This window comes from Alcaligenes sp. PF14, from assembly GCF_037150615.1.
Lineage (GTDB): Bacteria > Pseudomonadota > Gammaproteobacteria > Burkholderiales > Burkholderiaceae_B > Alcaligenes > Alcaligenes phenolicus.
Genome location: NZ_JBAGRS010000008.1, coordinates 168246 through 194316, shown reverse-complemented (window position 1 = coordinate 194316; position 26071 = coordinate 168246). Strand labels below are relative to the sequence as shown.

The window sequence follows — 26071 nt, the reverse complement described above, 5'->3', positions numbered from 1 at the left end:
CGCTATGCCCCAAAGGATCAGAAAAATGGATCAAACAACGGAAGTCTCCTGGCCGCTGGCGAAAGTGCTGTCAGTCTGGGCAGCATTTGGCATTACGACCTGGCAGGAGGCTGCTGCGTTTGCCGCCTTTATTTACTCGCTCTGCCTAATTGCTGAGTGGCTTTATAAGCGAGTCTGGCTCAATGTGTTCAAGCGGGGTAAAGAATGAGCCACGCACGTAAAGCAATTGCCACCCTGGCCGTCAGTCTGGCTGGGGTGGCAACATGGATAGCTAGCGAAGGCAGCAGCCCAGTCGCTCCAGGGCCCGACGGAACCGTGCTGCTTGCCCCGCACATCCCAACCAAAGGAGACGTGCCAACGATTGGGCACGGCAGCACGCGCTACGAGGATGGCACAAAGGTCAAGCTGACGGATGCACCAATCACCCGCGAGCGTGCTGCTCAGCTTGCCCGCAACCTGATGAGCGAAGATGAGGCGCGTTTCCGTGCAAGCCTTCCTGGCGTAAAGCTGCATCAAGAAGAGTACGACCTGTACATCGACTTCGTGGGGCAGTACGGGATAGGCCGCTGGCGGTCGTCATCGATGCGCCGCCATCTGCTGGCAGGCAATTACACGGCGGCGTGCAAGGCGCTGCTTTTATATAAGTACTCGTCCGGCTATGACTGCTCGACCCCTGGCAACAAAATCTGCTATGGCGTCTGGGATCGTCAGCTAAAGCGTTACAACGCATGCATGGCGGCCCAATGAAAACCAGCCATGCCATTCTTATAGGCGCTGGGGCTGTCGTCTTTGCTGCTGTGGGTATTCACCTGTACGGCAAGGCGGAGTTTCGCGCTGGTTATGAGGGTGCCCAGAAGGACGCACAGGCACAGGTACAGCGCATCGAACAAGGAATGCAACATGAGAAAGAACAGGCTGATGCTCGGTTTCGTGGTGCCGTGCTGGCCCGTGAGTCGGCTGAGCGTGATCTGGCTGCTGCTCGTAGCAGTCTTGACGGGCTGCTCCGCGCCCATGGCCGTGATACCGCGAATCCCGCCACCAGCCCCCGAGCTGATGGAGCCGACCCCGACTGGATCGGAGGTTTTGCAGCGTGCTACGCACAATATGGGGAACTGGCATCAGATGCTGCTGTCTGGGCAGACCGAGTAAATGGGCTTCAGGACTGGGCTAAGATGGTTCTGAATGCCAATCGAAGATAAATTCCAGGCACAAAAAAGCCCGCTCTATGGCGGGCCTCTTTTCATCTGCGGGAGTTTTGTGGGAAACGAACAGTTGCCAGTAAGCGCTTATGAGCACTTAGCCTCATTTAAATATTCAATGATTTGTTTATAATCAATGACTTGGTGATAGTTTGCTTGCATGGGGTGCAAGGGGTCGAAGGTTCAAATCCTTCCGTTCCGACCAAATTTAAAAAGGCCTACAGCATTTTTGCTGTAGGCCTTTTTTATTGCTGTAGTGGTTTTATGGGATGTGCCCGCCAATGGCGGGTAGAGCAGGATCAGGCTTTCAAAGGAATAACGCTCCAGGAGGCGTATTCTCCAAAATTCGCCCGGCAATGCGGGCAGGTTTCGCTGAGCAAAGGGATTATTTGGTCGCAATTTGGACATGTGCCTTTCGGACCGAGGTCAGCAAGTCGCTTGTTTTCCCGACGCGCTTGTTCTGCTTCCAGAGCCGGGTCTGGCCAATTTGGCGAAGAGAGCAGTCTTGCCTTGAAGGTTTCTGCTTCTGCGTCGGAAATTGTGCCGCTGATCAGTTGATCCTCGATCACTCTTGCTCTTTCATGGCGCCATTGGGTGTTCAGAAAGCGCAGGCGGACAAAGATACCGCCCAGAAATATGCGTAGCGCTGCGGGTTCCATCAGGCTGTAGTGCAGATGGAGTTCACCAAAATTCGTGGTCAAAACAATAAATGTTTGTGTCGTTTTCTTGCTGGTTAAGGCATTCAAGACACCTGCTATTGCCATCCCGGTCAGTGCCCCATCGACATCGAATCCACCTCCAATAAAACCTCCGCCGCTTACGACTGTGCCGGGACCATTGACAGAGAGATCGGCAACTTCGATTAGAGAGAAGGGGATGGTTCTGGTAGCCGAGTTGCAGCTTACCGTGTCACCTTCAAAAACGAGATTGACACTATCGCCGGGTAGAAACGGAAATCCGGGAGCGCCCAGGACGGTGCATTCATGAAGAATGATGGGGGAGTTTTGAGCTTGATTGGTCATCTGCCTACGGCCGCTTATCTATTTGGAGTGACTGTTTTAAAACTGGAACTTTTGGGGAGCACCGGATTCGCTTATTTCCATTTCGATGCAGCTCTCTAAAATGGAATAACTGCCGCCGGTCGTGCGTGCCACGCGGTCGCAATAAGTGCTTGTCTTGCTAGGGACAGACTCCCAAATTCTTTTCAAGTTGTTGTAGGCAGTCTGCTCCATTTTGATGCATTCGTTTGTGATCATTGCCGAACCTCCTGAGACAGCGGAGACGCTTTCACAGTAGGAGTTTGGGTCGTATCGGGGTAGCTCAGCAGCATACGCGGCTGATGACATACAAAAAGCAGTGGCTCCGATCAAGGCTGTTCTCATCTTCATAATCTCTCCAATGATGATTTGCTTGTAAAGGTCAGGAGCCAGGTGGCTCCTGGCTTCTTTAATGGTGTCTGTGCTGCAGGAAGTTTTCCAGGGTGTACCTTGTGCAAGGATTGAGGCCAACCCTGTCAGACAGATGATTTGGAGGCTGTGTGCCTGTGTTTGGCCTACCTGGATTCTTCCGCCAGAAGTGTTTTGAAATCCGCGTGGGTAACCAGTGCGCGGATCGCATCCTGAATGGCACCCAAGCCTGCCTGTGCCGTTTGATTGCATGCCGTTTCACCATAAAAACTGGAGGTGTATTTATGGGTGTTGTTGACGGCAATTGACTTTCCATTTGAAGAGCTAAGTTCCATACCCACTGTCCATGTTCCGCCCATGGAGTCAAAATCCAGGGTAGTCAGCCTGCCTGTAAGTTCAAGGGTGGATTCTTTTTCATAAATATTTGCGATGATCAATTCGCTAATTAGCGCTTTGCGAACATAGTCGGCATAGCTTTCTCCATCAGGTGTTTTGATGGGCCCGACTGCACGACACATGATTTCCCCAGGCTGACTGTCTTTATTTGTGGGACTGTCGTTACGGAAGTCCCCAACACTGGCCTTTACATCGCCAACAGCCCGTAGAGCGACTACTGTATCGGTAGAGATGCTGTATCGTGGAACAGCATAAGTAGAACAACCAACCAATACGGTCGAAAGAGCTAAAACTGCGATTGTTTTCATAACGCTATCTCACCTTCCTCTATCAAACTAAAATTTTGTTACTTGATTTCTAAAAAATAAGGAGCCGAATTGCTCCTTTTCTTCTTTTGCTTAATTTTTCTTGTGTAAAGTCCTCAAAGCTTGAACTGCGTTCGTCGTCATTGCTTGTTCGTTCGATTTATATTCTCAAGATTGATAGGGGCATGAGATTTCAGGATGTTTTTCTTGATTTTTTCCGCAGTAAATCGTTGCGCCTTATGAATTTCTTGATGTTGTTTCATAGAGCAATTTGTTGTTCCCTTAATCAATAGCCTGTCGATCATAGCTATTTTCTTCTTGAATGGCGATGGAGTTATTCTTGTTGATTTGATGAGTATTGGTGAAAGGGATTGCTCGCTTGTCTCAAGAGTGGGGAAAGTCCAAGTTGTTGCGGTGCGTCTAGCTATTTAAAAAGCCCGCATTGCGGGCTTTTTATTTGATCAGGTTCTGACTAGCTTTATTACCACCCCCAGCAAGTCCCCGCCGCAGGCTTGCCGCAATTGCGGTAGTTCACTGCAAACCACAGCTTTCCTGCACCCCGTGGGCTACCGTCAGATTTGACGTCGTTGCGTGGCAGTTCTTCCAAGGTGTCGCGCGCTGTTTTAGTGTCGGAGTCACTGGCAGCGTCCGGTTCCAGGACGATACGGCCTAAAGCTGCTGCATCACGGTCTTCAAAGACCAGATCCGTGTCTTTCAGAGCCGTCATTTTCAAGGCTGCATCGCGCACGGCAGCCGCGTAGCTGTCGTTTGAACCACCGGGTTTCAAGGTCTTGTTCAAGGTGCTCAACGCCAGAATCTGGGTCGGTGTGGCGGGTGGGGCCATCTGGTATTCGTCCAGCTTGGGCAGTTGGCCCTCGGAAGCTTGGCGGCGCAGCCAGTCGCCCCACAGAAACTCTGCGTATTCAGGCAGCTTGCCGTTTTTATAGGCAAGGTCGCGGGTGAAATACACCAGGGAGCGATAGCGATCTTCCTGCATGCCACCGGCTTCTTTTTCGTTTGCCAGCCCAACGCGGGTGGGCAGTTGCTCGACAGTAATAGCCTGGTTTTCACCATCACGCAGCCAGACCAGTTTCTCTTTGCTCATGCGCTCCCAGAAGGCGGACGCTTCGCGGATGTCGCTGTAGTTGGCGCTGACTTTTACCCAGACGGGCAGTTTGGGGCCGCCGTCCGGGATTTCGCGCAGGGATGAGAAGGTGTGGTGGCCATCGGTCAGATAAAGATTGCCGTCCCAGCCTACGACCACGGTTTTCAGGTTTTCTGTTTGCGAGCCCAGAGGGTCTTTGCACAGATACGTGGTGGGCTGGTCCAGGCGGGCAGCTTGAGCCTCAGCGATGGTCAGAAATTTTTGAGCACGTTCGGTTCCGCCCATATCCTCGCAGTAGTCGTCAAACTTCTTGCCGATGGTGCGATTCAGGTAGTCCAGTTGCTGTTTGGGGTCCTTAGCCCAAGTGGGCCGATCCAGATCGCCTTGCCAGCGTCCCAGCTTGTAGTAAACCTGATCGTAGCCAATGGCCGCTTGGGTGGGATGCAGTTCTTCGATGCGGACCTTGATGACATCGCCTGCCTTGCTGTCCAGATAGGCGGTGTTGCGAGGTGGTTCCGGTTCTTCAGTGACCGGTGGCGTGACGACGGGGGCTTCGGGGGAGTGGCTGCCGCCTGTGCTGGAGCCGCTGTCGCAGGCTGCCAAGGCCAAGGGCAACAGGGCGATACCCAGGGCACGCAGAAGCTGTTGTCGGGCGGGGACAAGAGAGTGCAAAGAAGCGAGGTTCATGGTCCGTTGGGGATTTTGTTGGAAGATCCTAGATCATGAGGGATGGGTATTGCCGGAACATTGCATTCAGAAACATTCATCGCTTGTGCGGGATAGCTGCCCGCTTGTCACGGCCGGGGCGAAATTGTGACCAGCTTGCTCAGTCCTCTCCCATGCGGACTGAATCCCGTAAACTGTCCACGCTTGAATTAAATCGCTAAATCACTTCCTGGCTGTGGGAGCTGGTTTTAAAAGGTCATTAATGTCGCTCTACAAAAAAGCCTGGCTGTTCACCTTGTTCAATATCTTGCTCCTGGTCGCCTTGTATTTTGGGCTGCCTGTGTTCGACCGTGTGTTGGGGACCTTCGGGTTTTTAGTCTTTGGCTTTTATATTCTGGGCCAGGGCTTGGTAGCCATGACCGTTTTTACTTGCCCAAAGTGCGGTTTGTCGCCGTTCATGGGTAGCCAGAGCTTGTTCACCAGTTATTCGCCCTTTCCGCGCAAGAAGTGTGGACAGTGCGGGCATGACCACACTCAGACTGAGTAGGGCAAGTTGCGATCCGGCGGCCCGGCGGCCCGGCCCGGTGCACTGATTCCTTGTTGACTCAGTCCTTGCGCAGCGGGTTCTCCTTCCTGGATTAGTCGGGTTGATGGTTGTGATCCACCACCATATTGTCTCCAAAGGTGGAGAATTTGGCGGTGACCTCGGCGGGCAGTTTGGCTTCAGCCTCGCTGGAGTTCTTGACCAGGCGTTCTGCTGCTTCAGTGCTCATGCCTGCCATGGTTAGAGTCTCGACATCGTTCAAGCCATCGCCACCACACATATGAACATTCCATTCCCCATGACGACTCTTTAATAGCGCACGACCACCACGTGTCAGTTGCGTCCAACCCGCCAGGGCGTAGTCACCCTCGATTACGATAGGCTCCACCACAAGAGGGGCTTCGGGGCTGTCCCAAATCGCCTTCATGGCTTGGGAGATGCGATCGGCCTCTGATGGTGCAGCGTGAGCCATGCCCGTGAACATAGCGAACAAGATGAATAAAGCCATGGCGAAGAAAAGCCCATGGAGTGCCACTTTGAAGGTCTGGCGATGTTGTGAACCGGTTTTCATAAAAACTCCTTGTTTCTCAAGCTAATAAAAGACAGGGTGGGGCTGTCGCCCCGAGCAGAGTGCTTAGCTGACTTGTGGGCAGCCAAGAGGCAGTGATCCGGCATATAAAGCGCGATAGCCGCGATTTGACGGGCATGACGAACCTCTTAACAAGATGAAAAAAAGCGGGATCAATACTGGATCTGCACACCAGCAAAGACCGATCTCCCTGTGCCCGGCTCGAACAAGGGCGAGAAGGCTGTGGCATAGTCGGTAATGCTGGCGCTGGCGATGTATCGACGATCTGTCAGATTGCGGCCATCTATATAGAAGGAGTAGGGGCCGCGTTCCCATCCGGCTCGCAAGCCAAGCAAGGCATAGGAGCTGGTCTTGGTGGTATTGGCGTTGTCGACGTAATAGGCCTGGGGCACCCATTCCACATTGGGGCCAATGTGAAAGCCCGACGGGTGTTTGTAGATAATCTCTGCCCGAAGATAGTGCTTGGGTACGCCGGGCATTTGATTGTTGTTCCAGTCCCGATCATTGTCGAATTTGAAGTTGCTGTAGGTGTAGGCGCCTTTAATGTCCAGGCTGTCACTTTGCAGACCTTGCACCAACAAGCCACGAGCGGCCGGCCACTGCACACCCAGTTCTATGCCTTGATGGGTGGTGCGATCTGCGTTGACGGTTTTGTCGCAAATGTTCCAGGGCGCGCTGATGCATTGCAGCTCGTTTTTGACGCGGGCATGGTACAGGGAGACGTCCCAGGCCACGTTTCCGTTTTCCCCCCGGGTGCCTATTTCGAAGGTGGTGGCACGTTGAGCTTGCAGACGATCCAGATCATTGCGGGTCGAGAACGTCATATCGTCAAAAGTTGGCGGCTCGGCGCTGCGGGAAATATTTCCGTAGATTTGCCACTGCGAACCTGCATCCCATAACAGGCCTAATTTGGGATTGAAGAGGTTGTAGCTTTTGTCCCCGGACCGGGTGGCGGGCAGGCCGCCGTTATACAGATCCTGACGCTTGCGTTGGGCGTGCATGTATTGCAGGCCGGTAATCAGAGATAAGTCCGAACCAAGACTCCAGGCGTTCTCGGCATAGGCGCTCAGATTGCTGGCCCTGTCTTTGCTGGCAGACAGTTTCTCCTGCCGTTTGCCTCCTGCGTTTACAGAGTTTTGAGCATCAATCTTGCCTGCCGACCAAGTCAAGCCTAGCGTGAAGAGGTTGTCTCTGCCTGCCAGCGGGCTGGTGTTGATCAGCCTGCCGTAAGCGCCGTAGCTGTTTGTGTCCCTATCAATAAATTGATAAATGGGGTGCCGTAGCGAGCTTTGCTCGAACCAGCCACCCAGTTCATATTGGGTCTCTCCCATGAGCAGCACTGTGCGGTTGGCAATGCGGCCTCCGTCCAGGTTGAGCTGCCAATCGTGCTCTTTATTTGCTTTGGCAGCTTGCCGTGGATTATTCAGAGCCTGATCGCGGCTGACCGAGCCGGGAATATCCTGATGAATTTGATAGCCGCTCAGGTAAAAACGGGTTTCTGCCCGGTCTGAAAGCTGCCAAGCCAGGTTTGCGCTGGCCCGCGAGGAATGGCCAGCACTTTGTTCCCTATACCCATCCTGGGTTTGCCAGGAGCCGGAAATCACGCCATCCAGTTTCTCGCCCGCAAAACCGCTGCCAAGTTGCACGCGCCGCCAGCCAAAGCTACCGGTATCCAGACGCCCTTGAAAGGCGTCGGCATCATGGCCGGTGGGGGTGACGAAGTTGATAGCCCCACCTAAAGTAGCGGCTCCGTACTGCAAGGCATTGGCGCCTTTATAGACCTCGGTATAGCGGTAGGCTGTAGGGTCGATGCGATGAAAATTGCTGCTGCCGTCCGGGTCATTTAATGGAATGCCATCCTGATACAAGCTGATGCCGCGCAGATGGTAATACCGCGACAGGCCCGAGCCACGTATGGACAGACGTGCATCATCTCCCCATTTGGGCTGTGCAAACACCCCCGGTGTGTAGTCCAGGATGTCTTTGATGGAGGCGGCTTTGGTATCACGCCAGGCGCTCTCGGACACCAAAGCCACGCCGCCCGCGGTTTGTTCAATGGTTTTTTGAGCGCTTTGCAGGTCTGGAACGGTCAGACTTTTACCACGCTCTGGAGTGACGATGACGGGAGCCAGTGTTGGCGTCTGTGCATGAGCAAGGCTGGTCCAGGAGCTGGAAAACAGCAAGGTCAGAGCCAGGACGCTGCTTCGTGTGCGTGGTGATGTTTGTGCCGAGTGACGAGAGGGTGAAAAAGGGGCGGTCTGCACGGCGCATGCCTGTGCAGAAACACAAAAAATGGACATAAAAAAACCTTGAATGACTACGCTGAAAAGCGACTGCACATACGGCAGTCGACGACGAGAGATCAAGCAAGGTTGACAGGGGGAGCGCGTGACCCTAGCGGTGGCCCCAAGGCAGGCAGGGGCGGCAAGCTCTGATTACGGTGTACTAGCAACAAAGGCTGATGAAGCGCTGGGATATCCAGGCTTGCCATATCAGCGCTGGGCAGGGCTACTTGGGACAGGACCAATGCGTAAGGGCACTTCTGCATATCCGCGTGTTCATTGGATTGCGGCGGATCGGCCTGTCCTGTCAGGCTCATCCAGATCGTGCTGGGTGTTCCTCCTGGGGCACAAAGCGTGACGGAAAAGAAGCCATTCTGTTCACCCAAGCTACCGGGCATGTAGCCTGCCGGGACCAGCGAACGGCTCAGAAATGACAGGATCGCCAGGCAAAAAAGAACTTGCCAGGCTATGCCATCTTTAACGAGAGAGCAGTGCCGTTGGACAGACATGGCGCGATTGTATTACAACTGCTTCTCAATTAGCTTTGATTTATCTGATGCCCGGACTCCGTTATTAGTGATGGATCACGATTTTTCCAAAGCGATCGCGCTGTTGCAGATAGCGGTAGGCTTCATGAGCGTTTTTGAAATCGAAGACCCGGTCGATCACCGGATGGATCCGGTGCTGGCTAATGACTCGATTCATGGCTTCCAGATCACTGCGACTACCTACACCAATGGCTTTGTAGTTGGCCTGACTAAAGACCAGATCCATGACATCCAGCGATTGCACGGATTTTCCCAAGGAGCCGATCAAGGACACTTGCCCACCTACAGCAATCGCTTTGATGGATTGCGCAATTGTCACCGGACCACCGACATCGACAATACGATTTGCGCCTTCGCCATGTGTGTAGTCTCGTACAAACTCGGACCATTCTGGCGTGTCTTTGTAGTTGAAAACCTGGTCAGCCCCTAACTGCAGCAGCTTGTCGAACTTATTGTCTGAAGAAGTGCTGGAGATGACGCAGGCTCCCATTGCCCTGGCCAATTGAATGGCAAAAATGGACACGCCACCTGCTCCTTGTGTCAGCACTGTATCGCCTGCATTAATACCGGCCAGTGCGGACCAGGCCGTCAAGGCTGCGCAAGGCAGGGTTGCTGCCTCTTCAAAACTCAGATGGGAGGGCATAGGCGACAAGGCCTCTGCCGACACGACTTTGTATTGAGTCAGCCAGCCGTCATGCTCAACACCATATTGTTCCCGGCCTGCGTAGGCTGGGCCACCGAACCAGTTCGGGAAAAAGCTGTTGATGACACGGTCGCCCAACTTGAAGCGCTGCACGCCGGGGCCAAGGGCATCAATGATTCCTGCTGCATCTGACAGTGGTACAGCCCCTGGCGTAGTGGGATAGCGCAATGTATCTTTCATGACCAACAGGTCTCTGAAGTTCAAGGACGAGGCCATGACTTGAACCCGCACTTGTCCGGGGCTGGGTTCGGGAAGCGGTTCCTGACCTCGTGTCAGGTAGTCCAAACTGCCATATTGTGTAAAACGGTAGGTGTCCATGCATGCTCCTGTTGATACTTGCATAGAGCATGCTAGGCCTGAGACTTCAGACGATCTATAGTTAAAAATCCGATTTTCCTGTCTTATCGTCTGATAGTCATGAACCCCTTTGATGAAATTCTGGATGGCATACGTTTGCAGCATGCTTTGTATGCGTGCTTCCAACTGCGTGCGCCTTGGGGCGTCAGCTTTGACACCGGCGAGTATGCGCGGCTGTTGATTGTCAGCAAAGGAGCTTGTTATTTGAAGGGAGAGCAGCGGGCCGATCCCGTGCTGCTGGAAGCGGACACCTGCATGCTTGTTCAACCAGGGGTGCAATTCTCGCTGTGTTACGGCAAGGAAAATCCGCTGGTTTCCTGTGAGACTTTGGCTCGGTATGCGCATGCTGAGCCTATCATCCATGGGGGCGATGGAGCTTTGACTGAAGTCGTGACGGCCCGCTTTGCTTTCAACAAGTTGGCTGCCGAACCCCTGTTCAGTGCGCTTGGCCCCTTGGTACACACTCGCTTGAGGGCGGAAGATGCTGTCGCCATAAAAAGCATCCTGCATGTGCTGCAAACCGAAGCGCAAAGCCGGGATTACGGAACTCAGCTGATTAACGCCCGCCTGGTTGATGTGATGTTCATTCAGGTGCTGCGGGCTTTATCGCACTGTGCCACCTTGGGGGCAGGGCTGTTGGCGGGTATTCGAGACCCCCGAATGGCCCCGGTCTTGCAAGCTGTGCATCAGCAGATTGCGCATCCGTGGTCGGTGGAGGAAATGGGCGCACTGATCGGGCTGTCCCGGTCCACCTTTTCTGCTTTGTTCAAGGCGGCTGTCGGGCAAGCTCCCTTGGCGTATCTGACGGCTTGGCGTATCTATAAAGCCAAGCTTTTGTTGGCAGCCGGTTCGCAGACGATAGGGCAAATTGCCGCGCAGGTGGGGTATGACAATGAGTCCAGCCTGAGCCGTGCTTTTAGCCGTTTGGAAGGAGTCTCGCCCGGTGTGTGGCGGCAGAGGCAAAGAGCCGGAGTTTGATGTCCGGCCCTACGTCAGAAGATTGAACAGGCGCAGCCTTGCCTGAGAGCCTGTTCTGTCAGTTTCCGCTTACAGGCTGCGCCCCTTATCCAGATAGGTTTGAAACTCCGCCTCCGGCACCATGCTACCGCCCGTTCCCCAAACCAGGTGGGTAGCGTTCTCCAGCTGAACATGCATAAAACCCATACGCTGCAGATATTCAGGCGAGTTCAATACCCGCGCCATGCCGGGCACGCCAGCCAGGGCGGAGGGTTCCAGTTTGACCTTGTCCTGCTCATAGGCAATGACCATCAAACGGTATAACTCTTCGTCCGTGACGGTGTAATAGCCGTCGATCAGACGCTGCATGGCTTTGCCCACGAAGCCCGAAGTGTCCGCCTAGTAAAAACCCTCTTGGATGTTTTTCTTGGAAAGACCTACTATTAGCCCTCAATTATCGGATATGAGAATTTTATGGTGTACGACTACGTAATTGTTGGAGCCGGGATGGCAGGCGTGTCTTTGGCCTACCGTTTGCCCGAAAGTGCCCAAGTGCTGGTTCTGGAAAGAGAGTCCCATGCTGCGTATCACTCCACGGGACGCTCGGCCGCGATGTTTGTTGAAACCTACGGTACGGAAACGATTCGTGCCTTGACTGTTGCGGGCAATGATTTTTTCAGCCATCCACCCGCGGGCTTTAGCGATCAGCCAATTTTGCTGCCGCGCGGTGTGCTGTATGTGGGGACCGCCGATCAGCAGGATTTGCTGGACAGCCAGTATCAGGATTGGCATGAACAAGGTCTGGATGTTAGCCGCTTGAGTGCCGAAGAAGCCTTGGCCATGGTGCCCTGTCTGGACCCTGCGCAATTGGCCGGTGCCTTGTATGACGGTCAGGGTCAGGACATGGATGTACATGCCTTGCACCAAGGGTTTCTGAAAGGTGCACAAGCTAAGGGTGTGAAACTGCGTCTGGATACGGAAGTGGTGTCGGCCAAGTGGGATGGCGAATGTTGGGAAGTTCAGCTCAACGCCGAGCCTGCAAGTTTGCGCACTCGTGTGCTGGTCAATGCGGCGGGGGCCTGGGCTGATACCTTGGCAGAACGCTGTGGCGTGCAGGCCTTGGGCATTCAACCCAAACGTCGTTCCGCTTTCCTGTTTTCGCCGCCCGAAGGTGTGGATCATCGTGACTGGCCCGCCGTCATTGATATTGGCGAAGAGTTTTACTTCAAGCCCGATGCTGGCATGTTGCTGGGTTCGCCTGCCAATGCCGACGACGTGGATGCCCATGATGTCGTGGCTGAAGAGCTGGATGTGGCCACCGGTATTTACCGTATTGAAGAGCGCACTCAGCTCCGTATCCGTCGTCCCAGCCACACTTGGGCGGGGCTGCGCAGTTTTGCTCCTGATGGCGAGCTGGTGATTGGTCAGGATGCACACTGCCCCGGCTTTTTCTGGCTGGCCGGTCAAGGTGGCTATGGGATTCAGACCGCCGCAGGCGCGTCCTTGCTGGCGGCCAGTTTGTTGCAAAAGCAGGATCTGCCCGATTCTTTGAAGGCCCTGAATATTGATCCGGCTGTGGTATCACCCGCTCGTTTCAGAACATAAAAACAGCAGCACTTTGATCTCCCGGAGGAGAAAGCATGTCGAATATAAGAAATATCCTGGGCATTGCGATGGCCTTTGTCGGTGTGGTGGTGGGGGCCGGCTTTGCATCAGGACAAGAGATATTGCAGTTTTTCAGCAGCTTTGGGTATTGGGGGCTGCTGGGAGGGGTGGTCAGTGGTCTGTGCTTCACGATACTGGGCATGGCGGTGGGGGAGCTTAGCCAGGTTTCGGTATCGCATTCCTTCAAAGAGGGCTTGTATCTGATTTGTGGGCCGCGTCTGGGTGTGGTGGTCGACATCATGATTACCTTCTTCATGTATGCGATTGCCGTGGTGATGTTTGCTGGTGGCGGCTCGCTGATGGAGCAGCAATGGGGCGTGCCGGCGCAATACGGCAGTATCGCCGTCATGCTGATTACCGTGCTGATTGTGTTCTTGCGCGTGGATCGGGTGATGGCCTTTATTGGCAGCATCACGCCCATCCTGGTTCTGATGATGATTTTCCTGTGTATTTACAGCTGGAATACGCGGGATTTGCCATTGGAAGAACTGGATGTGATTGCGCAGACTAAACCACAAGGTGCGGGGCATTGGCTGGTCGGCTCTTTACTGTACGTGTCCTACAACATGGTGGTGGGGGCGCCGTTCCTGATGATTGCCGGTGCGCAAGCGACTTCTCGGCGCAATGCCTTGCTCGGTGGACTGGTAGGTGGCTTGTTGCTGGGCTTTTTGATTGTGCTGATCAGCGCCGGTGTGTTTGGCCGTATCGATACGATTGGCTCGGCGGCCTTGCCCATGCTGATGCTGGCTACTGAACAGTCCAAACTGCTGGGAACCATTATGTCCGTGGTGATTTTCGCCATGATTCTGACAACCTCGGTGGGTGTGCTGTATTCCTTCTCGGCCCGGATTTTTACGCCCAATACCCGTAAATTCAATATCGGTACGGCTATCGCCGGGGTGCTGGGACTGGTGGGCGCCAAGATTGGTTTCATCAATCTGGTGGGCACGGTATACCCGTTTTTCGGCTACCTGGGCTTTGTTTTGATGGCCTGGATTCTGATTGCCTGGTTCCGTTTGCGCCGCTTACAATCCAGGAATGCTACGTAATGAACTGCTCAGCAAGGAACAGGTAGGAACCCGCCTGCGCCAAGCCCGACATAATCAAAAACAGACACTCAAGCAGTTGTCTGAAAAAACCGGCTTGGCGCTGTCCACTATTTCCAAAGCAGAATTGGGGCAGGTCACTTTAAGCTATGAAAAGTTTGTGGTCCTGGCCCGTGCCCTGAATATTGAAGTCGGTTCTTTGTTTGCCGTTCCCGATCAGGAAACTGCGCAGCCATTGCCCACCACCGAAGTGGGCATTTCCAGCCATAAATCTACGGCCACCCCTGGCTATGCCACCCGCAACTATGAATACGGCCTGTTGTTTGGCGAGCTCAGCGGCAAGCACATGAATCCGATTCTGGCCGTGATTGATTCACGCGATGCCAGCGAGTTTGACGACTATATCCGTCACGCTGGGCAGGAGTTTGTGATTGTGCTGTCCGGCTCTATTGCCATTCAGTTTGAAACTGGCGAAACCCTGTTTCTGGAAGTCCACGAGTCAGCGTATTTTGACAGCGGTATCGGACATATCTATTTATCCACCAGCGAAGACGACGCCAAGGTTGTGGCTGTCTGTACCAGCGGATTGCCGCCGGGGATTGTTTAAGGTTCGTCGCTTGGTTTGCGCTTGTCCGTTACATCATCAAAAATCGTTGGCAGGATGGTGTTTTGCGTAACCGATGTGGGTGGCGTGCCGTTGGTTTTCAAGGGAGCCACACAACGCGCGGTGGCGTGCTGGAAATACACCGTGCCTACTGGGCGGCCTTTCAGACGAGCCAGTTCGGGCTTGGCGTCAATAGCCGCTTCCGACAAGGGAAAGACAATGCCGCGTGTGGGGATGGTGTGGCGTGAGCTGGCTCCCTCATTGCTGCCACCTTTGAAAATCCGTACGTGGGCTGGATCACGGGTCGGGTCTGAGATCACCCATTCATGCAGGCCATTGGCCATATCCTGAATGCCCAGCGGATTGGGTGGGAAGGCGCCCGTCTTGTTTTTGTCTGCTTCATTGCCTTGCTCAGGCACGTTGCGGCCTGCCTGCCACTGGCCGTTGTCGGTTGCCCAGGGAAAGGGCTGGCCACGGCTGCGGGCCGCGTATTCCCATTCAGCCTCTGTAGGCAGGCGCATGTCCAGGCCGGTGTTTTTTCCTAACCAGGCGCAAAAGGCTTCCGCTTCGTCGTAGGGCATATTGGCGACTTGTTCGCCATCGCCTTTTACCGGCTGCCAGCGCGCAGGGCGCTTGGTTTGCTTCAAGAAGCGATCGTACAAGGCGTTATTTGCCTCTTTTTTCATGATGGAAAAGGCGTTGACCTCTACCGGGTAGGGCTCCAGAGCCCCCTGATCCGGCTGCGCCACCCATTGCACGGACAACTCACCGTCGGAGTTACGCATGGGAACCTGAAAATTGCCGGCCATAAAAGAGCCACCTTCTACCTGGATCAGTTCAGGACCGGGTTCGGGGCGCGTGGGTAGTGATCTCAGCACCAGCAGGAGCAGGACGCTGGCAACGATGAGGGTGGCGCTGATCCGAAAGGGGGTATGACGCAATCTTGTTTCCTTGCTCTCACCGCATGTGAGCTGAGAGCTTTGTCGATTAATTTCGCTTATATGGCCCCGTATTATTCCATGCCTGTTTATAAGACGGGTCTGTCTGAGCGCAGAGTTTAATGATTTATTGGTATGGAGGGGGCGTCTATTATGTTTATTCAGCGTTTTTAGACGGTTTTTCAGGGACAACCGTCAAAGGAATGCGGATAGCCTGGCCTTCCTGGATCATAAAGTGCCAGCGAGTGGCATCAAACAAGGCTGGGCTGATCTCAAAGACTGCGACATCCGAAACGCTCACCAAGGGGTTGATTTTGTCAGGGCCAACCGTGTCCAGATCATGAGCGTAGCGATAGTCCTGTGTCGCTCGCTGATTGGGCGCTACTTTCTGGCCTGAAGGGTCAACCAGAAACAGGCGTGGCCGATGGATCTGCGGGCTCAGTGGGCGTGGGCTGGTGTTGGTGTAGCGGTAGTGCAAGACGATAAACAGATTGTCCTGACGCGCCGGAGTCGCCAGTTCCCCGGAGTCCAGCTGAGTCTGACGCTGCCATTCATCCAGGTAAGTATGCAGGCGCACACCCTGATAGTCGGGCGTGAACAAGGTCGTCCCGTAGTTCAGAACGGGGGCCGCAGGCGGGATAGGCGCAATGCCGGGAAGGGAGCCTGGCTGCTTTTGTGTAGATAGAACCCGATCGTTTTGACTGTAGGCAGTGGCAGAACACAAGGCTAAAGCGGCGCACAGCCAAAAACGGGGCAGGGTGACAGTCATGGATGTGAACAGGGCCACTTCAAGAGGTGTAGGCAGGGGAATGGGGGCCTTAATCGCAGGCAAAAAAATAAACGGCTCATGAGCCGTTTTTCTTAACTACTTTTTTTAGATCGTCCAGCTCTTTGCGCAGGGCGACAACTTCGTCACTGAGCAAACCAATAACGGCCATTTGACTTTGATACATTTCGACCAGCGGGTGGTAGCTAATCCCACGGCTGGTCAGTTCCCGGCAAAGCGCGCTAAGCCCGGTGCCAGCGCGCTTGGTTAAAGTAGCCATCTTCCTGTGATCCATAAGCCTGCATCCTGATCAGTAGTTGTTCGATGTTTACATCCATTAACCATACCAAAATTCGGTGACAATAGTCGTTTTTCTTAAAACTTCTTGTATATCTGTGGTTTAGCGACAGGTCTAGCCCACTTGGAAGTTGCCTTCCGGGTAGCGAATACGGCTGCGTTTGCGTGTGGCCAGCGAGTAAATCAAGGTTAGAGGCCCGAGTCGGCCTGCAAACATCAGCACCATGATCAGGATCTGGCTAGGCGTGGACAGCTTGTGGGTAATGCCGTGACTCATGCCGGTGGTACTCAAGGCCGACGCGGCTTCAAACAGCAGGCTGGTAATGGGCATGTCCTCAAACAAGGTCAGCAGCAAGACGCTGATGAAGTACAGTGCGCCGGTAATCAGGAAAAGGGCCAGGGCTTTCTGTACGGTTTCTGGAGCCACGCTGCGTTCCATCAAGACCACTTCTTCGCGTTGACGGATGTAGGAGCGTACCGCCGCCAGCAAGACAATCAAGGTGCCGATTTTGATACCGCTGGCCGTACTGAGCGAGCCGCCACCAATCAGCATCAGCACAATCAGGGTCAACTGAGTGCTGTCGCGCAGGCTGGCAATGTCCATGGTGGTAAAACCCGCGGTACGGGTGGCCGCATTCTGCATCCAGGCGGCCAGCGCCTGATCGCCCAGGCCCAGCATGCCCAACGTATTTGGATTCGTGAATTCCAGCGCCCAGAGACTGAAAAAACCAATCAGGTTCAGGATGAGTGTTCCGATCAGGATCAGCTTTGTGTACGGCAAAAGTGTTTGCCAGCGTTTTTTCTGGCCTACGTCGGCCAGTACGGTAAAGCCAATCCCGCCCAAAATAATCAGGCCGGATAAAGTCATGACTGACACGAAATCCCCGGAAATGGGGATCAAGGAGTCATGAAATAGCGAGAAGCCCGCATTATTGAAAGCCGTGACCGCATGGAACAAGGCGCGATAAAGGGCTGTGGTCCACGGTAAATCAATGGTCCATCGCAGAAACAGAATGGCGGCGGCGATCAGCTCAATCAGGGCAGCAATCTTGAACACTTGAAAGGCTGTACTGCGGATGCGGGACACGCTGGTTTGATTAAAAGCCTCCAGTGCCAGTGCCTGCTGGCTGACACTGATGCGTTTGTGCATGGTGATGGCCGCAATCACGGCAAAGGTCACAAAGCCCATACCGCCAATTTGCACGAGCAGCGCCAGCACAATTTGCCCAAAGTGCGTCAAGTCTGTTGCCGGATCAATGACCGCCAGGCCCGTGACAGTGACGGCCGAGGTAGCCATGAACAGCGCCTGAAAAATCCCCAGCCGGGGCGTAGCTGCTTGTGGCAGGCTCAGCAAAATCGCGCCCAGAATAATCAGGGCCATAAAACCCAGCGCCAGCACCAGTGGCGGGCTGGCGCTCAGGGTGCGGGTATGAGGATTGACCTCAAGACGGCGAGTCAGACTATTAGGCAGCCAATTGCGCATACATCAGACCAATTTGGGGGCGGCGGTACGAAGTGCTTGCAGTTGTCCAAGCAGGATCAGCAGATCCTTGGCATGCAGGGCAAAATCAGCATCGGGCTGGATGGTGGTTTGGCCACGACGTTTGACCAGCAGGACCTGCACGTCGGCCATTTGCTCGCGCAATATGTCCTTGATGGTCTGGCCGTTCATATTGTCGCTGGCGGTGACTTCCACAACATAATCGCCGTTACCCAGGGAAATGTAATCGTTGACCATGGGGTAGCTGAGCATTTGGGCGACTCGTATGCCCATTTCTTCTTCGGGGTGAATAATCCGGTTCACACCAATCTTGGCCAGAATCAAATGCTGGGTATGGGAAATGGCTTTGGCCCAGATTGTCGGGACACCAAAACTTTTCAGGTGAACCACGCAAACGAGGCAGGATTCAATATCAGCTCCAATCGCAACCAGAACTACGTCATAATTGTCCAGCCCCAGCTCTTCCAGAGCCTGGCGGTCAGTGACATCGGCAATGACGGCACGGTTTAATTGGTCCGCATATTTGTTGACCAGTTTCGGATTGGTATCCACTCCCAGTACGGAGTGGCCCATTTTCATGAGTTCCAGGGCGCAGGCCGAACCGAAGCGGCCTAATCCTATGACGGCGAACTGTGCCATAGCTTATTTGATCCGTTTGATGCTTGAAACAATTTCAAGCCAAATTAAGCGTTGATGGTATAAAGACATATCTGGTAAAAACCCTTATCGGGTATTCCCTTGGGCGCGTGTCGTTCAAGCCCTGGCGGAAACATCAATAGTGGACAGTGTAAAACAATGGTTAGTTTGTTTGATCCAATCAAACTGGGTGATATTGAACTCATGAACCGCATCATCATGGCGCCCATGACACGCGCACGCGCCTCGGAGGGCCGTATGCCCAATGATTTGATGCGTATGTACTATTGCCAGCGGGCCAGCGCGGGGCTGATTGTAGCCGAAGCCACTTCGGTATCGCCGCAAGGTGTGGGCTATGCCCACACGCCGGGCATCTGGAGTAGTGCACAGGTAGATGCGTGGCGCACGATTACCGAAGCCGTCCATGCCAAGGGTGGCCGTATTGTCTTGCAATTGTGGCATGTGGGGCGTGTGTCTGATCCGGAATTTCTGAATGGCCAAATGCCGGTTGCGCCCAGCGCAATTGCCTGTGAGGGCATGGTCAGTCATTTAAGCCCGGAACGTCCTTTTGTGGTGCCGCGTGCCCTGCGCAGTGAAGAAATTGCCGATATTGTGGACGACTTTGCCGTTGCCGCTCAAAACGCGCTGAGCGCCGGCTTTGATGGGGTGGAGATACACGGTGCCAATGGCTACCTGATCGACCAGTTCCTGCATGATGGCTCTAATACCCGCACGGATGCTTACGGTGGCTCGATTGAAAACCGGGCTCGTTTCCTGTTGGAGATTGTGGACGCCTGTGTCGCCATTTGGGGCGCTGGCCGAGTCGGTGTGCATTTGTCCCCCCGTGGTGGCTTGCATGGCATGAAGGATTCCGATCCGGCCCGTTTGTTCTCTTACGTGGCTTGCGAACTGGATCGCCGTGATATTGCCTTTTTGTTCCTGCGCGAAAGCCCGGCTTCGGACAGCTTGTTGCCCATGATCAAATGCCAGTTTGGTGGCGCGATTATCGCTAACGAACATTTCGATTTGCCGACAGCACAGACCACTTTATCCAAAGGCATGGCAGACGCCGTGTCGTTCGGTAAGGCTTTTTTGTCCAATCCGGACTTGCCCTTGCGTTTGCAGTTGCGTGCGCCCTTGAATGGCTGGGATCGGGATTCGTTTTACACCCAGGGGCCTAAAGGCTATACGGATTATCCATTTTTGAAATCCAACCCGGAATGGGATCAGCCTGTGGGTGAGGATTTGCAGGCGCATTAAGCTTGCCTGTGATTAAGTAGGTGGAAATAAAAAAGCCCGTTTGATACGGGCTTTTTTAATGGGCTTTATTGTAGATCGGTAGCAGTTTGGGGCAGCGTGCCACTTTCCAAGGTGTATTGCACCTGGTGTTCAGCTACCGCGCACCACTCGAAAAGTGGCTGCCGCTTTAACCAGCAAGCGTTCCTTCTCGTCATACCCGCCACCTTCGCAGTAAGCGGTATCGCCTTCCAGATACAGGCATTGGGCCTTGAACCAGACATCGCCACGAGCAGGCAGTAGAAACTGCGAGTTCATGTCTATGGTGGCCATCCCTGAGCCAGGACGTTGTGCCCGTGCGGCGGCGCTAAGGGTGAAATCCAGAATCGCCATCAAGGTGCCCCCGTGCACATCGGCACGGGAGTTGGCATTACAGGCTTGCCAGGGCAGAAAAGTAATCACTTCCTGCTCGGTGCTGCTCACGGTTTGCAGGCCCAGGTGCTGCATCAGGGGGATATGTGTGCCGAAAAAGTCCTGTTTGGGCTGCGCCAGTTCGGCCTGCAAATGCTTCATGGGTTCAGCTTTTGCTTCACTTGAGCGGAAACCTGGGACATATCGGCACGGCCAGCCAGTTTGGCTTTCACCAGACCCATGACCTTGCCCATCAATGCGGGGCCTTGAGCGCCGTCAGCCTGAGCCTGGGTAATCGCATCGGCAATGGTCGCATCAATTTCGGCGCTATCGGCTTGCTGTGGCAGGTATTCCTGCAGAATCAGCAATTCGGATTTTTCTTTCTCGGCGCTTTCGGTACGGCCAGCAGATTCAAAAGCCTGGATGGATTCGCGGCGTTGCTTGACTTGTTTTTCAATGATGCTGCTTACTTCAGCATCGCCCAGCTCGGTACGTTCGTCCACTTCGCGTTGTTTGATCGCGGCTTGCAGAAAACGCAAGGTCTCCAGGCGTCCGCTATCGCGAGCGCGCATCGCCGTTTTGATATCTTCAGCTAAACGGGTTTTGAGTGTTTGACTCATGGTGGTTCCTGGTTGAACGGGCAAAGCCCTAGTTTAACGCAGGGCGGGGGTAGGGAAAAATCCGATTATTGAAAATCCCGGCTGCGTGCGACCAGATCACCAATCAGGTGATTCATGGATACCAGACGGCGGGCAATTAAATGGCAAACGCTTCCATCCCGTTGCCAGACACCATAGACACCCAGCAGGCGAGATTGAAGCAAGGCCTGAGATTGCGCCTGCGCCAACTCTTCACGCACGATGACATTGACACTGCCGGTTTCATCTTCCAGCGTTACAAATACGGTGCCTTTGGCGGTGCCGGGGCGTTGGCGGGTGGTCACCAGCCCGCAGGCTCGTGCCAGCCGCCTATCCGGGCAAGCTTGGTTGAGTTGTTCTGCGGTGGAGAATCGCAAGGGGGACAACTGTGTGCGTAGCAAGGACAGGGGGTGACGATTCAGGCTCAAGCCCACGGCCTGATAATCACTTAACACTTCCAGCCCCACACTGGCTCGTGGCAAATTCGGGGTGTGCTCCGGCGTTTCAGCATGACTAAGCAATCCTGCCTGACTGGGGCGTCGGGCGTCCCAAACACTGTGGCGGCGTTGGCTATAAGCACTGCGTAAAGCATGGGCCTGGGCCAGCGCTTGCTGATCGTGGGCTGACAGAGCCAGCTCCTGGCGCAAGCAGGCCAGATTCAGCGTACGTTCCGGGTGGCTTTGCCGGTAACTTACGATGGCTTGTGCGCCTTGTTCGCTCAAGCCTTTGACCATGTGCAGGCCCAGACGTACCTGAGGCGGGCCGCCAAGCTCGGAACACACGTGGCTGTCATACAGGCTGTATTGCACATCAACAGGCAAGACCTGAACGCCGTGACGGCGTGCATCCTGGACCAATTGGCTGGGGCCGTAAAAACCCATGGGTTGAGAGTTCAGCAAGGCCGCCAGAAAGTGCTCCGGGTAACGTGCTTTCAGATAGGCGCTGAACCAGGCCAGTTTGGCGAAGCTGGCCGAGTGACTTTCCGGAAAACCGTATTCCCCAAAACCGCTGATCTGATCGAACAGGCGCTTGGCAAATTCTGGAGAATATTTTTTGGCAGCCATACCATCCAGCAACTCCTGTTCAAAAGAGCCCAAACCACCACGACGACGCCAGGCCGCCATGGCCCGCCGCAAGGCGTCCGCTTTGTCAGCCGAGAAACCCGCCGCCTCCATGGCCAGTTCCATGGCCTGCTCCTGAAAAATAGGCACGCCCAGGGTGCGTTCCAGCACATGGCGGATTTCGGGAGCGGGGTAGTCGACTTTGCTGTGGTCGCGACGGCGTTCCAGATAAGGATGCACCATGCCCCCTTGAATGGGGCCGGGGCGCACAATGGCCACTTGCACCACCAAGTCGTAAAAGCATTGGGGACGCAGGCGCGGCAACATGCTCATCTGGGCGCGGGACTCGATCTGGAACACGCCTATGGTGTCAGCGCGCCGTATCATCCGAAAGGTTTTGGCGCTTTGCAAAGGGATGTCCTGCAAGCGGAATGGTTTGCCTTTTTGCTGGCTGATACTGTCCAGGCAGCGACGCAAGGCGCTCAACATACCTAAGGCCAGAATATCGACTTTCAGCAAACCCAGCACATCCAGATCATCCTTGTCCCATTGCACAACGCTGCGCCCTGGCATGGCGGCGTTCTGAATCGGCACCAGCCTGTGCAAGGGTGTTTGTGAAATTACAAAACCGCCAGGGTGCTGGGACAGGTGACGTGGAAAGCCCATCAACTGGCGGGTCAAGGACAACCATTGATGCGCTTGCTCTGGCGGGCATTCGGGAAAGCGTGCCAGGACTTCATCCTGAATGTGGCTGTCTTTAAGCCAGGCACGGTCGCATTGAATCAAGGCCTCGATCAAGGCGGAAGGAATGCTTAGCGCCTTGCCGGTGTCCCGCAAGGCGCTGCGGCGTCTATAGGTGGTGATCACCGCAGTTAATGCTGCTCGTTGCCGGCCATATTTGCGGTAAATGTATTGAATAACCTCTTCGCGACGCTGGTGCTCGAAGTCCACATCAATATCGGGCGGTTCAGCCCGTGCGCGGCTGATGAAGCGCGCAAACAAGGTATGGCTGCTGGCAGGATCAACTTCAGTAATGCCCAGGCAGTAGCACACGGCCGAGTTGGCGGCAGAGCCTCGGCCCTGGCACAAAATCCCCTGACTGCGCGCGTAACTGACGATGTCATGCAAAGTCAGAAAGTAGGACTCGTATTGAAGGTCTGCAATCAGGCTGAGTTCCTCTTCCAGGCGCGTGCGCAAGCTGTCGCTAATCCCTTTGGGGTAGCGCTTTTGCGCGCCACGCTCGGTTTCCTGTCGCAGATACTCAATGCCACTGAGACCGGGCGGGACAATCTCGACCGGGTACTCGTACTTGATTTCACTTAAACAAAACTGGCATAGCTCCTGGATGTGATCGGTGGTCTCACGCAGTTCGGCCGGGTAAAGATTGGCCAGTTGGAAACGACTGCGTAAGTGATGTTCTGCATTGCTGGCCAGGGACCAGCCGCATTCTTGCACAGGTGTTTTCAGGCGTATGGCTGCCAAAGTATCGTGCAAAGGCTGGCGAGAGCGCACGTGCATATGGACGCCGCCTAACGCGGCACAGCGTAATCCACATGCCTGCGCTGCCAGCCTGACGGCGCGCAAATGCTGCATGTCCTGATCGCGCCTATGCAGACTGATGCCTAAAAACAGTCGGCCTGCAAACAGGTCCAGCAAATGCTGTGTTTGAAGACGGATGTGCTCGCTATCCAAGCCATAGGCCGGCTTGTAGATGACAAGACAGTCTGGCAGAACCTGTTGTTGGGAACCTTGGCGGGCTTGTTGCAAAAAAGACCAGTCAATCGAGGCTTCCTGCTTCAAGTCCAGTGATTGGTGCAGGTGCGAGATGAATTGACAGAGATTGCCGTAGCCTTCCTTGTTGCGCGGCAGAATCAGCAGCTCATGGGTCTGAGTGCCGTTGCAGGTTCTTGTCTCAGCCTTGGCGACTTGTGGACGCTGATTGTCCCAAACCCCCGTAAAGCGGAACCGACTTCCAACCAACAGACGAATTTCCGGATGCAACTTGGCCTGCGCATAAGCGCGCACCACACCGGCCATGGAGGCGTAATCGCATAAGGCCAGCGCCTTGTAGCCCAATTCGGCAGCGCGGCTGATCAGCTCCTCGGGGTGGGACGCGCCATTCAAGAAGCTGTAATTGGACAGGCAGTCCAGTTCGGAATACAGCAGGTCTATATGGGGTTTCATCCAAAGACTCCGTGCAGATACCAGGCATGCTCCTGGCTCAAGTCCCGATAAACCCAATACAAGCGTCCCTGCGGACACAGGGCAATAAAGTAGTCTCGCTGCTGATGCCCGGTGCCGCTCCACCAGCCTGTCTGTACCCGTTCTGGACCCTGGACCAAGCGCAAGCGCTGCTGATCCAGAAGCGGGGATTGCTGATCGTGTTGTAAAGGCTGAGCCGGGTCCAGCATCCAGCATGGACGTTGCAAAGCCGGACGGTCCGCATCGGGGGGCTGGCTGCGGGACAAGGGGAGCCATTGATTCGCCTGTTCAGGCAAATAGCTGGCTTGGGCGGCAGGTGTCAAAATCTGTTCAGCCCCCAGCCTGGCCTGCAAGCGCTCCAACAGTTGTTGATCCTGCTCTTGCCAATGACGCGCATCGGGAAACAGGCTGCTGGCATGAGTTTGGCGCGGGTGTAGTTGCTGTGCCTGCAGCACCATGCTCTGTACGGCCGCCTGTAATTGCAGTTGCTGGAACTGTTCTTGCCATACGGGCAAAAAGTCCTGGCTACGCCAGCAGGACCGGGCCATTTGCAACTCCAGGCGGGTGGTCGTGGGGTAGTCCTTGTATCTTTCCGTGCGTAGTACTAGTTCCAGACGTCCACAAGCCAACTGGTACTGATTCAACCAGGCCTCCAGCTTGATCAATAGGCGATTTACGGCCCGCAAGACGGTGGGTTTGTTATTGGATGGCGTATCCATCTCCAGCTTGTCTGTAAATTGCGGGGCGGCATGCACCCATTCCAGCGCCCAGCTTTGTGTGCCGTAGGCTTGGTCCAACTGCAACAGCAGGGCACGCAGCCCGCGCTGGGATAGACCATCGCGGGGGAGTTGGTGCAACTGGCCCAGGGTATGGCAGCCCAGACTATGCAACCATTGCAGCTGGTCGGCAGGCGGAGCCAATAAGTGGATGGGAAGCGGGTTCAGACAGGCCTGCAAACGTCGTGCACAACGACGCTGCTTGCGTCCGGACAAAGCCAGCAAGCAGGCCGCACGGGCAGTGGGTGCCAGGGCCAGGCAGGGCTCGGGAATAAGGGCTTGCAAGTCAGCCCGGACCTGTTGGTACAGACGACGCAAACCACCAAACAGCCGGATGCTGGCACTGATATTCAGTACCCATAAATCGGCTTGAACCTGTGCCAGCTGGGGGCTGTAGCGCAGCAGAACGGCTTGAATACCGTTCTGCTGTTTTGGGCTGGCCTCAGGCGTAAGCAGGCTCTGGGGCAGTCGCAGGCACAGGTACATGAGACGGAATGGCCGCTGGCGGCATCAGGGTGTGGTGAGGGGCCAACGCAATGCTGTCCTTGCACGGAGGCCCCCGTCGTTTGCGGATATGAACATCCAGCCAGGGCTGCCCCTGCTGGTCTTGGCGAGTCTGAAGTTCAAGACGCAAAAGGGCGGGGCTGTTGGTCTGACTGTGCGCCGGACGTAAACAAAAAAACAGGCTGTCGCTATGGCTGGCTAATAGCTGTAGTTGACGCAAGGCCGCTAAAGGCACATGGGCAGGCAGCCAGCTCAGCACAGCCGCACAGTGGCCGTGACGCAAGGCCTGGGCACTGGCCCACAAAGTATCGTTCAGGTGCTGGCTGCGTATCCAGAGCATGCGGGCGGGCAAGGCGTTTTCTGATGAGCTGTTTTGCTTGTTCGTAACAGGAGTACCACGCCACAGTTGTTGCATGGGTTGATAGGGCGGGGCGACTAAAACACGCAAGCGCTCTGCCTGCAGCGTGTTCAAGGCTGGCAACAACAAGGACAAGGCACTGCTGTCTTGCTGTGCATGCAGTTCGATCAGACTGCCCACAGGCCAGCCGCCTCCTGGCAGTTCGTCATCCAGGGCGGCAAACCCGCTGGGCAGGCAAGTGCCTGCGGCATGTGCATAATGCTTGCCTGTCCAAAGGGAAGGGTGAAGATCTAAAAGGGAACGAAGTGCGCTTGCCATAGGTATGCTCCTGATTGCTGTATAAATATACAGTAAATCTGTTTGCCAGCAAACCAG

At 54.8% G+C, this 26071-nt stretch carries 28 protein-coding genes; 9 read left to right on the top strand and 19 right to left on the bottom strand.

Going from position 1 to position 26071, the window contains the following annotated elements; all coding sequences use genetic code 11:
* Positions 1 to 25: 25 nt before the first annotated feature.
* From WFM49_RS17170 to WFM49_RS17160, 3 genes are read left to right on the top strand one after another with little or no spacing between them, the layout of a single operon-like run.
* A complete protein-coding gene (locus WFM49_RS17170) occupies positions 26 to 208 on the top strand; it encodes a hypothetical protein (RefSeq protein ID WP_336974495.1) in 183 nt (60 codons plus the stop codon).
* Positions 205 to 747, top strand: a complete 543-nt coding sequence (locus tag WFM49_RS17165; protein ID WP_336974493.1) for a glycoside hydrolase family protein — start codon at positions 205 to 207, stop codon at positions 745 to 747. The genes WFM49_RS17170 and WFM49_RS17165 overlap by 4 nt, the downstream gene beginning before the upstream one ends.
* The gene (locus WFM49_RS17160) at positions 744 to 1199 is read left to right on the top strand and encodes a hypothetical protein (RefSeq protein WP_336974490.1); all 456 of its coding nucleotides are present in this window, start codon (positions 744 to 746) and stop codon (positions 1197 to 1199) included. The genes WFM49_RS17165 and WFM49_RS17160 overlap by 4 nt, the downstream gene beginning before the upstream one ends.
* A gap of 299 nt (positions 1200 to 1498) precedes the next feature.
* Here the strand turns inward: WFM49_RS17160 and WFM49_RS17155 are convergent, their stop codons facing one another.
* From WFM49_RS17155 to WFM49_RS17140, 4 genes are all read right to left on the bottom strand, one after another.
* Positions 1499 to 2221: a zinc ribbon domain-containing protein gene (locus WFM49_RS17155; RefSeq protein ID WP_009454248.1), complete on the bottom strand. Its 723-nt coding sequence runs from the start codon at positions 2219 to 2221 to the stop codon at positions 1499 to 1501.
* Positions 2222 to 2257: 36 nt separating this feature from the next.
* A complete protein-coding gene (locus WFM49_RS17150) occupies positions 2258 to 2455 on the bottom strand; it encodes a hypothetical protein (RefSeq protein WP_009454246.1) in 198 nt (65 codons plus the stop codon).
* Between the two features lie 296 nt (positions 2456 to 2751).
* Entirely contained in the window at positions 2752 to 3309 is a 558-nt protein-coding gene (locus tag WFM49_RS17145) for a hypothetical protein (protein ID WP_336974488.1), read from the bottom strand.
* Between the two features lie 478 nt (positions 3310 to 3787).
* Positions 3788 to 5098, bottom strand: a complete 1311-nt coding sequence (locus WFM49_RS17140; protein WP_336974486.1) for a ParB/Srx family N-terminal domain-containing protein — start codon at positions 5096 to 5098, stop codon at positions 3788 to 3790.
* 241 nt (positions 5099 to 5339) lie between these two features.
* On the opposite strand from WFM49_RS17140, the gene WFM49_RS17135 reads away from it, so the two are divergent.
* Positions 5340 to 5624, top strand: a complete 285-nt coding sequence (locus WFM49_RS17135) for a hypothetical protein (protein WP_009454242.1) — start codon at positions 5340 to 5342, stop codon at positions 5622 to 5624.
* Between the two features lie 91 nt (positions 5625 to 5715).
* Here the strand turns inward: WFM49_RS17135 and WFM49_RS17130 are convergent, their stop codons facing one another.
* The 4 genes from WFM49_RS17130 to WFM49_RS17115 all read right to left on the bottom strand — a co-directional run bounded on the left by WFM49_RS17130 (position 5716) and on the right by WFM49_RS17115 (position 10061).
* Positions 5716 to 6192: a copper uptake system-associated protein gene (locus WFM49_RS17130; protein WP_336974484.1), complete on the bottom strand. Its 477-nt coding sequence runs from the start codon at positions 6190 to 6192 to the stop codon at positions 5716 to 5718.
* A gap of 170 nt (positions 6193 to 6362) precedes the next feature.
* Positions 6363 to 8474 carry a TonB-dependent receptor family protein gene (locus tag WFM49_RS17125; RefSeq protein ID WP_336974482.1) on the bottom strand — a complete coding sequence of 704 codons (2112 nt, stop codon included), beginning with the start codon at positions 8472 to 8474 and terminating at the stop codon, positions 6363 to 6365.
* Between the two features lie 98 nt (positions 8475 to 8572).
* Positions 8573 to 9001, bottom strand: a complete 429-nt coding sequence (locus tag WFM49_RS17120) for a DUF2946 family protein (RefSeq protein ID WP_128831578.1) — start codon at positions 8999 to 9001, stop codon at positions 8573 to 8575.
* A 64-nt stretch (positions 9002 to 9065) separates the two neighbouring features.
* Positions 9066 to 10061, bottom strand: a complete 996-nt coding sequence (locus tag WFM49_RS17115) for a zinc-dependent alcohol dehydrogenase family protein (protein ID WP_336974480.1) — start codon at positions 10059 to 10061, stop codon at positions 9066 to 9068.
* A 99-nt stretch (positions 10062 to 10160) separates the two neighbouring features.
* Between WFM49_RS17115 and WFM49_RS17110 the strand changes: the two genes are divergently transcribed.
* Positions 10161 to 11078, top strand: a complete 918-nt coding sequence (locus WFM49_RS17110; RefSeq protein WP_336974478.1) for an AraC family transcriptional regulator — start codon at positions 10161 to 10163, stop codon at positions 11076 to 11078.
* A gap of 69 nt (positions 11079 to 11147) precedes the next feature.
* Here WFM49_RS17110 and WFM49_RS17105 read toward each other — a convergent pair whose 3' ends face one another.
* The gene (locus WFM49_RS17105) at positions 11148 to 11426 is read right to left on the bottom strand and encodes a D-serine dehydratase (protein ID WP_336974477.1); all 279 of its coding nucleotides are present in this window, start codon (positions 11424 to 11426) and stop codon (positions 11148 to 11150) included.
* A gap of 105 nt (positions 11427 to 11531) precedes the next feature.
* Here WFM49_RS17105 and WFM49_RS17100 point away from each other — a divergent pair, with 105 nt between their 5' ends.
* Genes WFM49_RS17100 through WFM49_RS17090 form a run of 3 tightly spaced genes read left to right on the top strand, consistent with a single transcriptional unit; the run spans position 11532 to position 14375 of the window.
* Positions 11532 to 12662, top strand: a complete 1131-nt coding sequence (locus WFM49_RS17100; RefSeq protein WP_009454225.1) for an NAD(P)/FAD-dependent oxidoreductase — start codon at positions 11532 to 11534, stop codon at positions 12660 to 12662.
* 35 nt (positions 12663 to 12697) lie between these two features.
* Complete coding sequence (locus WFM49_RS17095) at positions 12698 to 13771, top strand: YkvI family membrane protein (RefSeq protein WP_009454223.1); 1074 nt, start codon at positions 12698 to 12700, stop codon at positions 13769 to 13771.
* A complete protein-coding gene (locus WFM49_RS17090) occupies positions 13761 to 14375 on the top strand; it encodes a helix-turn-helix domain-containing protein (protein ID WP_009454221.1) in 615 nt (204 codons plus the stop codon). The genes WFM49_RS17095 and WFM49_RS17090 overlap by 11 nt, the downstream gene beginning before the upstream one ends.
* Here the strand turns inward: WFM49_RS17090 and WFM49_RS17085 are convergent.
* The 5 genes from WFM49_RS17085 to WFM49_RS17065 form a co-directional block, all read right to left on the bottom strand.
* Positions 14372 to 15313: a formylglycine-generating enzyme family protein gene (locus tag WFM49_RS17085; protein ID WP_009454219.1), complete on the bottom strand. Its 942-nt coding sequence runs from the start codon at positions 15311 to 15313 to the stop codon at positions 14372 to 14374. The two genes, WFM49_RS17090 and WFM49_RS17085, sit on opposite strands and share 4 nt — an antisense overlap.
* Before the next feature lie 154 nt (positions 15314 to 15467).
* Entirely contained in the window at positions 15468 to 16142 is a 675-nt protein-coding gene (locus tag WFM49_RS17080; protein ID WP_009454217.1) for a hypothetical protein, read from the bottom strand.
* Positions 16143 to 16155: 13 nt separating this feature from the next.
* Positions 16156 to 16356 carry a hypothetical protein gene (locus WFM49_RS17075; RefSeq protein WP_223254031.1) on the bottom strand — a complete coding sequence of 67 codons (201 nt, stop codon included), beginning with the start codon at positions 16354 to 16356 and terminating at the stop codon, positions 16156 to 16158.
* Positions 16357 to 16488: 132 nt separating this feature from the next.
* Positions 16489 to 17856 (bottom strand): TrkH family potassium uptake protein, encoded by a 1368-nt coding sequence (locus tag WFM49_RS17070; RefSeq protein ID WP_009454213.1) that lies wholly within the window; start codon positions 17854 to 17856, stop codon positions 16489 to 16491.
* Between the two features lie 3 nt (positions 17857 to 17859).
* On the bottom strand, positions 17860 to 18513 hold the full coding sequence (locus WFM49_RS17065; protein ID WP_009454211.1) for a potassium channel family protein: 654 nt from the start codon (positions 18511 to 18513) through the stop codon (positions 17860 to 17862).
* Between the two features lie 156 nt (positions 18514 to 18669).
* Between WFM49_RS17065 and WFM49_RS17060 the strand changes: the two genes are divergently transcribed.
* A complete protein-coding gene (locus tag WFM49_RS17060; RefSeq protein ID WP_009454209.1) occupies positions 18670 to 19770 on the top strand; it encodes an alkene reductase in 1101 nt (366 codons plus the stop codon).
* 129 nt (positions 19771 to 19899) lie between these two features.
* Here WFM49_RS17060 and WFM49_RS17055 read toward each other — a convergent pair whose 3' ends face one another.
* The 5 genes from WFM49_RS17055 to imuA all read right to left on the bottom strand — a co-directional run bounded on the left by WFM49_RS17055 (position 19900) and on the right by imuA (position 26014).
* On the bottom strand, positions 19900 to 20319 hold the full coding sequence (locus WFM49_RS17055) for a PaaI family thioesterase (protein WP_009454207.1): 420 nt from the start codon (positions 20317 to 20319) through the stop codon (positions 19900 to 19902).
* Positions 20316 to 20777, bottom strand: a complete 462-nt coding sequence (locus tag WFM49_RS17050) for a GatB/YqeY domain-containing protein (protein ID WP_009454206.1) — start codon at positions 20775 to 20777, stop codon at positions 20316 to 20318. Before WFM49_RS17050 ends, WFM49_RS17055 begins: the two co-directional genes overlap by 4 nt.
* Positions 20778 to 20842: 65 nt before the next feature.
* Positions 20843 to 24040 (bottom strand): error-prone DNA polymerase, encoded by a 3198-nt coding sequence (locus WFM49_RS17045; RefSeq protein ID WP_336974473.1) that lies wholly within the window; start codon positions 24038 to 24040, stop codon positions 20843 to 20845.
* A complete protein-coding gene (locus tag WFM49_RS17040) occupies positions 24037 to 25320 on the bottom strand; it encodes a Y-family DNA polymerase (protein ID WP_060185025.1) in 1284 nt (427 codons plus the stop codon). The genes WFM49_RS17045 and WFM49_RS17040 overlap by 4 nt, the downstream gene beginning before the upstream one ends.
* Positions 25277 to 26014 (bottom strand): translesion DNA synthesis-associated protein ImuA, encoded by a 738-nt coding sequence (gene imuA, locus WFM49_RS17035; protein WP_021446612.1) that lies wholly within the window; start codon positions 26012 to 26014, stop codon positions 25277 to 25279. Before imuA ends, WFM49_RS17040 begins: the two co-directional genes overlap by 44 nt.
* Positions 26015 to 26071 lie beyond the last annotated feature (57 nt).

Coding starts and splice junctions, on each gene's coding strand:
- WFM49_RS17170 (WP_336974495.1), top strand. CDS start 26: ATGGATCAAACAACGGAAGTCTCCTGGCCGCTGGCGAAAGTGCTGTCA.
- WFM49_RS17165 (WP_336974493.1), top strand. CDS start 205: ATGAGCCACGCACGTAAAGCAATTGCCACCCTGGCCGTCAGTCTGGCT.
- WFM49_RS17160 (WP_336974490.1), top strand. CDS start 744: ATGAAAACCAGCCATGCCATTCTTATAGGCGCTGGGGCTGTCGTCTTT.
- WFM49_RS17155 (WP_009454248.1), bottom strand. CDS start 2,221: ATGACCAATCAAGCTCAAAACTCCCCCATCATTCTTCATGAATGCACC.
- WFM49_RS17150 (WP_009454246.1), bottom strand. CDS start 2,455: ATGATCACAAACGAATGCATCAAAATGGAGCAGACTGCCTACAACAAC.
- WFM49_RS17145 (WP_336974488.1), bottom strand. CDS start 3,309: ATGAAAACAATCGCAGTTTTAGCTCTTTCGACCGTATTGGTTGGTTGT.
- WFM49_RS17140 (WP_336974486.1), bottom strand. CDS start 5,098: ATGAACCTCGCTTCTTTGCACTCTCTTGTCCCCGCCCGACAACAGCTT.
- WFM49_RS17135 (WP_009454242.1), top strand. CDS start 5,340: ATGTCGCTCTACAAAAAAGCCTGGCTGTTCACCTTGTTCAATATCTTG.
- WFM49_RS17130 (WP_336974484.1), bottom strand. CDS start 6,192: ATGAAAACCGGTTCACAACATCGCCAGACCTTCAAAGTGGCACTCCAT.
- WFM49_RS17120 (WP_128831578.1), bottom strand. CDS start 9,001: ATGTCTGTCCAACGGCACTGCTCTCTCGTTAAAGATGGCATAGCCTGG.
- WFM49_RS17115 (WP_336974480.1), bottom strand. CDS start 10,061: ATGGACACCTACCGTTTTACACAATATGGCAGTTTGGACTACCTGACA.
- WFM49_RS17110 (WP_336974478.1), top strand. CDS start 10,161: ATGAACCCCTTTGATGAAATTCTGGATGGCATACGTTTGCAGCATGCT.
- WFM49_RS17105 (WP_336974477.1), bottom strand. CDS start 11,426: ATGCAGCGTCTGATCGACGGCTATTACACCGTCACGGACGAAGAGTTA.
- WFM49_RS17100 (WP_009454225.1), top strand. CDS start 11,532: ATGGTGTACGACTACGTAATTGTTGGAGCCGGGATGGCAGGCGTGTCT.
- WFM49_RS17095 (WP_009454223.1), top strand. CDS start 12,698: ATGTCGAATATAAGAAATATCCTGGGCATTGCGATGGCCTTTGTCGGT.
- WFM49_RS17090 (WP_009454221.1), top strand. CDS start 13,761: ATGCTACGTAATGAACTGCTCAGCAAGGAACAGGTAGGAACCCGCCTG.
- WFM49_RS17075 (WP_223254031.1), bottom strand. CDS start 16,356: ATGGCTACTTTAACCAAGCGCGCTGGCACCGGGCTTAGCGCGCTTTGC.
- WFM49_RS17070 (WP_009454213.1), bottom strand. CDS start 17,856: ATGCGCAATTGGCTGCCTAATAGTCTGACTCGCCGTCTTGAGGTCAAT.
- WFM49_RS17065 (WP_009454211.1), bottom strand. CDS start 18,513: ATGGCACAGTTCGCCGTCATAGGATTAGGCCGCTTCGGTTCGGCCTGC.
- WFM49_RS17060 (WP_009454209.1), top strand. CDS start 18,670: ATGGTTAGTTTGTTTGATCCAATCAAACTGGGTGATATTGAACTCATG.
- WFM49_RS17055 (WP_009454207.1), bottom strand. CDS start 20,319: ATGAAGCATTTGCAGGCCGAACTGGCGCAGCCCAAACAGGACTTTTTC.
- WFM49_RS17050 (WP_009454206.1), bottom strand. CDS start 20,777: ATGAGTCAAACACTCAAAACCCGTTTAGCTGAAGATATCAAAACGGCG.
- WFM49_RS17045 (WP_336974473.1), bottom strand. CDS start 24,040: ATGAAACCCCATATAGACCTGCTGTATTCCGAACTGGACTGCCTGTCC.
- WFM49_RS17040 (WP_060185025.1), bottom strand. CDS start 25,320: ATGTACCTGTGCCTGCGACTGCCCCAGAGCCTGCTTACGCCTGAGGCC.
- imuA (WP_021446612.1), bottom strand. CDS start 26,014: ATGGCAAGCGCACTTCGTTCCCTTTTAGATCTTCACCCTTCCCTTTGG.